Source organism: Thermus thalpophilus, from assembly GCF_022760915.1.
GTDB lineage: Bacteria > Deinococcota > Deinococci > Deinococcales > Thermaceae > Thermus > Thermus thalpophilus.
Map to the genome: position 1 here is coordinate 1 of NZ_JAKTNS010000065.1, position 5,298 is coordinate 5,298.

7 protein-coding genes are annotated in these 5,298 nt (G+C 68.3%); all 7 read right to left on the reverse strand.

Features of this window, described 5'->3' with window-relative positions; all coding sequences use genetic code 11:
• Positions 1-41: 41 nt before the first annotated feature.
• Genes L0D17_RS12795 through L0D17_RS12825 form a run of 7 tightly spaced genes read right to left on the reverse strand, consistent with a single transcriptional unit; the run spans position 42 to position 5,140 of the window.
• Positions 42-782, reverse strand: a complete 741-nt coding sequence (locus L0D17_RS12795; RefSeq protein WP_243095654.1) for a hypothetical protein — start codon at positions 780-782, stop codon at positions 42-44.
• Positions 766-1,632, reverse strand: a complete 867-nt coding sequence (locus tag L0D17_RS12800; RefSeq protein ID WP_243095655.1) for a hypothetical protein — start codon at positions 1,630-1,632, stop codon at positions 766-768. The genes L0D17_RS12795 and L0D17_RS12800 overlap by 17 nt, the downstream gene beginning before the upstream one ends.
• A 6-nt stretch (positions 1,633-1,638) precedes the next feature.
• Positions 1,639-2,514 (reverse strand): hypothetical protein, encoded by an 876-nt coding sequence (locus L0D17_RS12805; RefSeq protein ID WP_243095656.1) that lies wholly within the window; start codon positions 2,512-2,514, stop codon positions 1,639-1,641.
• On the reverse strand, positions 2,511-2,990 hold the full coding sequence (locus L0D17_RS12810) for a YbjN domain-containing protein (RefSeq protein ID WP_243095657.1): 480 nt from the start codon (positions 2,988-2,990) through the stop codon (positions 2,511-2,513). Before L0D17_RS12810 ends, L0D17_RS12805 begins: the two co-directional genes overlap by 4 nt.
• Positions 2,990-4,219: a DcrB/PsbP domain-containing protein gene (locus tag L0D17_RS12815; RefSeq protein WP_243095658.1), complete on the reverse strand. Its 1,230-nt coding sequence runs from the start codon at positions 4,217-4,219 to the stop codon at positions 2,990-2,992. Before L0D17_RS12815 ends, L0D17_RS12810 begins: the two co-directional genes overlap by 1 nt.
• Before the next feature lie 9 nt (positions 4,220-4,228).
• The gene (locus L0D17_RS12820; protein ID WP_243095659.1) at positions 4,229-4,774 is read right to left on the reverse strand and encodes a hypothetical protein; all 546 of its coding nucleotides are present in this window, start codon (positions 4,772-4,774) and stop codon (positions 4,229-4,231) included.
• Positions 4,775-4,822: 48 nt separating this feature from the next.
• A complete protein-coding gene (locus L0D17_RS12825; RefSeq protein WP_243095660.1) occupies positions 4,823-5,140 on the reverse strand; it encodes a hypothetical protein in 318 nt (105 codons plus the stop codon).
• Positions 5,141-5,298: the final 158 nt, after the last annotated feature.

Consider the following 5,298-nt stretch of genomic DNA (forward strand, 5'->3'; position numbering starts at 1 on the left):
GGTCCACGGGGCACCTCCTCGTGCTAAGGTGTGCCCCCCTATTAAACACGGACCCTTACACATAAATCCTTACACGACCCGGAAAGGGCCTCGGGTTCCGCCGGCAGGGCCCCGTTGCCCGAGGGGAGATTGGGGCTCCAGACCCCAGGTTCGGGCGCCGGGGCGTTTTCCCAGTCCGGGCTGCCCGAGGGGGCCGGGGGATTGCTTGGAGGGGCTTCTGCCGTGGAGGACAGCGCCGCCAGGGGGGAGAGCGCCTCATGCAAGGGACCTTGGAGGCGGGAGAGCTTGCCCGGTTCTGCCGTCAGGGTGATCTGGTACCCTTCTTGGCCTACGGTGAAAGCGTAGACCAGGTACTCTAGAAGCCGACCCCCGTATCTTCCCTGGGCGCTGAAGGCCACCGCCTCCACCGATCCCAGCCGTACCCGGGCGATCCTTCCAGGCGCGAAATCCTGGAGGTGCTGGGCGGCGCGCTGGGCCACCACCTGGGCGTAAAGGGGGCTGGGGAGGGGCTGGCGCAGGGGTTCGCGAAGGAGGGTGAGGTTTTCCCGGAAGGCATCCCCTTTCCCTTCCAGGGGACTTATCAAAGCCCAGCCACCCGAGATCTCCCTTACCTCCCAGCCTTGGGGAACCTTGAGCCGCACCGAGCCAGCCTGGACCTCCTTTTGCCCCTTGGGCAAAAGGTTCCCCACGAGTCCCAGAATGAGCCCGAGGATTAGGAGGAACGCCAGCCAGTCCCGGCCTGTCTTGGGCCAAATAAGCCGAATCCTAGCTTGGTTTGCCATGGTCACCTCGCGTCTGCAACGGGTTATAGGCCACCACCCACCCGGGCCGCCCCCGCCCCAGGTTGAAGTGGCGCAGAAAGGCGCCCGCCGCCAGCAGGAGTCCGAGAAGGCCCAGGGCGAAGAGGGGGACGAAGGGCTGGGGGTCCAGGGCCAGGCTTTCCCCCTCCCTCAGGCGGGATTGGAGGCCTCGAGCCTGGTAGTCCACGGCCAGGAACGATGCCCCCACGAGGGCCAGTCCGAGCCAGAGCCAAGCCCAGGCCGCGCGGTAGCGCCTCCGGGCCGCCTCCCACCCCGGCGGGGCCTCCTCCGGGGGATAGAGGAGGCCGTTGAGCCAGGCGGGTCCCGTGGCGCTCATTAGGTAGCGGACGAGCCCGGGGTGGTCCCGCCAGGAAAGGCCCAGGTGGCGGAGGATCCGGTCCCAGCCGGGGAGGTCTAGGGGGAGGGGAAGGCTCGCTTCCCGGAAGCGGAGGCGGAAGAGGGGGCCCTTTTGCCAGGGGGGGGCGAGGTGAAGCTTGTAGGGTTGGAGGCTGTTTGGGCGCTTCTCCAGCCAGGTCCAGCTTCCCCGGGGTCCCTCTACTCCTTGGAAGGCCTCCTTGGGGTAGAGGACGCCGTTCACCCGCGCTCCCTCAGCCACGAGCTCCACCACGAGGTTTCGCCGCCTTAAGGGTTCCCAGGCGGTGCGGAGGAGGTAGAGCCCTCCCAGCGCCGCTCCTCCCAGGGCGAGGAGGGAGAGGAAGCCCCCGCCGGCCAGGGCGAGCCAAAGGAGAAGGAGGATGGCGAGGCCTCCCCCGAGGAGGCGCGAGCGGGCGGCCCGAAGCTGCCACGGTTGGTAGGTCAGCCGCTCGCCCATGGGTCCTCACCGCACCCGCAAGAGGAGCAGGCGTTCCATGTTGTACGTGGTGGCGGCGCTTTGCGACTCCCGGGCGGCCATGGAGTACCAGAACTTCAGCCGCGCCGTCCGGGGGTCATAGCCCCAGGCCTCGGCCCAGCCCGAGGTGAAGCTCCGCCCCCCGCTTCCCCCGGTGGCCAGGTACCCTTCCTCCACCACGCCATCGCCGTCGAAATCGTCCTGAAGCCGGCCCGCCTGGAAGAACCGGGGGTTGGGGGGCATGCCTGGAATGGGGGAAGGGAGAGGCGTGACCAGGTAGGGTTTTCTGGGGTTTAGGGGGCAGAGGATCCCATCCCAGGCGGGCTGGTTGTTGGCCGTGAGGAGTTCGCAGGCGGGGGTTACGAAGTAGTAGCTCAGGGGTTGCCCGTTCTGGCCGTAGCTTACGCCCCGGTAGGTGCCCTGGGGGGTGCGCTCCAGGGTGAAGAGGAGCCTGGGGGTAACCGGCCTCTCCTGGATCACCTGGTTGGTGCGCGGGTCCCGCTCGCGCTCCACACCTCCCACCACCTCCACGCGGTAGCTGGGCCCGGTGAGGACGGGCTTAACCGGGTAGGGATAGCCCGCGGTGGCAGCGGCGTTGCAGGCGGCGTAGCTCATGGGGTCCGTGGGGCCTTGGAAGGGCACCCCCCCTGGGCACAGCTGGAAGGCCGCCTGCTGCAGGCAGGCGAAGTAGCCCTGAATGCCCTGGCCGCCGCCTTGGGAGAGGTACCCCTGGCACTGGGCGTGGGCCCGTTGCCGCACCGCTTCCCACTGACCGAAATCCGGCGGGGGTGAGAACTGCTGGGCGAGAACCCAAGCCAAGAGGAGGAGTCCCAAGCCCCCCAGCCTCCGCCACGCTCTCTTCATCGCTTTCCCTCCTTCTGGCTGACGTACGCCACAAACTCCTGCCAGCTTTCCAGAAACGTGTGGAAGAAGGCCACGATGGCACGGTCCGTCACGCCCCCCTCCAGGAGGAGGTCTGCCTCCAGAACGGGGTAGAACCCCTCATCCACGTAGGCCCGGCTGAAGCGGTAGTCCCGGTTCCACTGGAGTACCCGGAAGAGGTGTTCCAGGGAGGGGCCTTCGGGGAGGTCAGGCCGGGCCCGGAGCATGAGGCTTAGGCAGCGGGGCTCCTTTCCCTCGCAGTTGGCCAGGAAGAGGCCGAACTTATCCCCCTGGACCTCCACCCGGTACTCCACGGATGCCCCCCAGTCGAAGGTTTGCTCGTACTTCCAACCCAGGGAGGCGAGGAGTCGCTCCAGCTCCCCAGGGGTCAACGTGGTGCGCACCGCCTGGCCCAGGGCCGGGCCGAGGAGGAGGAGCGCCGCCAGGGCATAGCGCATCAGCGCACCTCCAAGAGGGTGTACCGGGTGCACGGGTTCTGCTTGCGGGTGAGGTCGCAGTAGACCAGGTGGGCCAGCCAGCCGTCCGGGCGGTAGGCGAACTCCACGCGGGTTTTCTCATCCTGGTAGCGGTAGACCGTGAGGCCGCCCTGGGCGGCGCGGGTGAACCGTTCCCCCCCGTACTCCGTCCGTCCCGTGTGCCACACCGGGGGTAGGAGGACGTCCTCCCCATCCTGGAGCCCCAGGGCGTCCAGGAGGAAGGTGTTCTGCTCCTTGCCCCCCTCGTCCTCCACCACCTCTGTCACCCGCCAGTGCCCGTTCCCGGCGGGTTCGATGCGGTAGGAAAGCCCCCCCACCGCCACGGCGTAGCGCTGCCCGTCTCCTCGCTCCCGCCCGTAGCGGAGCCCCACCACCCGGTCCGTGGGCGGGGTGAAGGGTGGGCGGGCCTGGGGGGCTCCGCCTCCCGAGGAAGGGGGCTGGGGGGCGATGGGGGGTGGGGCCGGGTACTGCCCCCCGCCCGGGAAGGAGGGGAGAAGGGAGTTCCCGCCGGGACCGGGAGGCACCGGTCCGGGACCTGGGGGGAAGGGTGTAGGGCTCGGGCCGGGAGGCATCGGTCCGGGGCTTGGGGGGAAGGGGATGGGGCTTGGACTGGGGAACGGGGCCTGGCCCCCGGGGGCGATCCTCGCCTGGGCCAGGAGCTGCTGGAACAGGGGCTGCACCTGGGGGAAGACCTGGGCGGGGGCGGTGAGCTGGAAGGCGTAGACCCGGTTCCCCTCCACGGTGTAGACAGCCAGATCCAGGTACTGCTGCCCCTGGTAGAGGATCTGGCTGTAGACACCCAGGGCCGGCCGCCCCGCCAGGGTGAGGCCGGAGAGGGGCTGCCGCGTGGCCTGCCCCCCCTGGGCGGCCAGGTTCTGGTCCCGCTGGGCTAGGAGCTGGAGGTTGTACTGGTGGAAGGCCTGGAGGTCCATGGGGCCCGGCAGGGGCTGGCTGAAGGCGTAGAGCTCCGCCCCCATGGGGTTCAGGAAGAGGACCACCATCCCCCCTTGCTGGGGCAGCTCCTGGGCCAGCTGGAACCCCTGGGGGACGGGGAAGACCAGGCCCAGGGCGGGGTTCTGGTACACCTGACCCCCCGCTGGGTTGGGGAGGGGCTGGCCCATGCCGGGGAGCGGGCCGAACTGGGCCAAGGCCCAAGAGGACAGGGCGGTGAGCCAAACCAGGTGTTTCATCTCGCCCTCCTATCGCCCTGCCGTGCCGCTCAGGTGGAGGCGGAAGACCTCGGCGCGGTATCGGATGGTGGCCTCCTGGCTGCTTTGGGCCGTGCCAGAGATGCGGGCCGCCACGTAGAAGACGCCGCTCTGCACCGCCTGCAGCTGGGTGGGGCTTAGGCTCGCCTGCTTTTCCACGCACACGGGGCCGTTGTTGAGGCCGCTCACGTCCCCGCTCCCCTGAGCCACCTGGTTCCCGGGGTCAAAGAGGTTCCCGGCATCGCCCCCCAGGTAGGCGGCGTAGTTCAGGTCGCCGCTGAAGGTGGCCCCTGGTGTTTCCGAGGTGAAGCACACCTTGAGCTCCAGCGTGGCCCCGGAGAGGGTGATCCTGGGGTCGGGGGTGTAGGTGACTTGTACCGGCCCCAAGGTCTTTGGGTTGGGGCTGATGCCCCCCTGATTCACCTGGAAGGTGCCCTCCACCTCTAGGTAGGACAGGAGATCCAAGGGGTAGTTGAACGGGATAGCGCACGCCGCAAGGCCAAGGGCCAACCACCAAAGGTTCCTGAGCTTTCTCATCCAACCTCCTTTCTCCTCTTAGCATGAAGGCGGGACCTTACACGGGGCTTAACGGTCCCCGCCCCCTTGCTCCAGGCTCTGTAAGGCCCGCCGCAGGGCCTCCCCGTTGAGGGGGGCGTAGTGGACGAGGCGGCGGGCGGTCTCCTCGCCCCTTTCGCCCCGGAGCCTGGTCTGGAGCACCTCCAGGTCCACGAACCCCCGGACCCCGCACCGGGGGCAGCGCCAGAGGCTGAGCTCCAGGTCTTTGTCCGGTACACCGGCGATCTTCCGCCAGGAGGGCAGGGAGGCGAGGGCATCCCACGTTTTCCCCTCTAGAAAAGAGGGGGTGGGGGCTATAATCCCCCGGTTTTCAAACCGGGGATACATGAGCTTCTATCAATGCCGACTGAGACGGATGGCAGGCGCGCTGACCCTAGACCTAAGCCCGTTGCTATCGCCGCAGGTGGGTCGTGTAAGGATTTATGTGTAAGGGTCCGTGTTTAATAGGGGGGCACACCTTAGCACGAGGAGGTGCCCCGTGGACC

Bases quoted from the DNA above. Each gene is read 5' to 3' on its own strand.
- L0D17_RS12800 (WP_243095655.1), bottom strand. From the start codon at position 1,632: ATGGGCGAGCGGCTGACCTACCAACCGTGGCAGCTTCGGGCCGCCCGC.
- L0D17_RS12825 (WP_243095660.1), bottom strand. From the start codon at position 5,140: ATGTATCCCCGGTTTGAAAACCGGGGGATTATAGCCCCCACCCCCTCT.
- L0D17_RS12815 (WP_243095658.1), bottom strand. From the start codon at position 4,219: ATGAAACACCTGGTTTGGCTCACCGCCCTGTCCTCTTGGGCCTTGGCC.
- L0D17_RS12820 (WP_243095659.1), bottom strand. From the start codon at position 4,774: ATGAGAAAGCTCAGGAACCTTTGGTGGTTGGCCCTTGGCCTTGCGGCG.
- L0D17_RS12810 (WP_243095657.1), bottom strand. From the start codon at position 2,990: ATGCGCTATGCCCTGGCGGCGCTCCTCCTCCTCGGCCCGGCCCTGGGC.
- L0D17_RS12795 (WP_243095654.1), bottom strand. From the start codon at position 782: ATGGCAAACCAAGCTAGGATTCGGCTTATTTGGCCCAAGACAGGCCGG.
- L0D17_RS12805 (WP_243095656.1), bottom strand. From the start codon at position 2,514: ATGAAGAGAGCGTGGCGGAGGCTGGGGGGCTTGGGACTCCTCCTCTTG.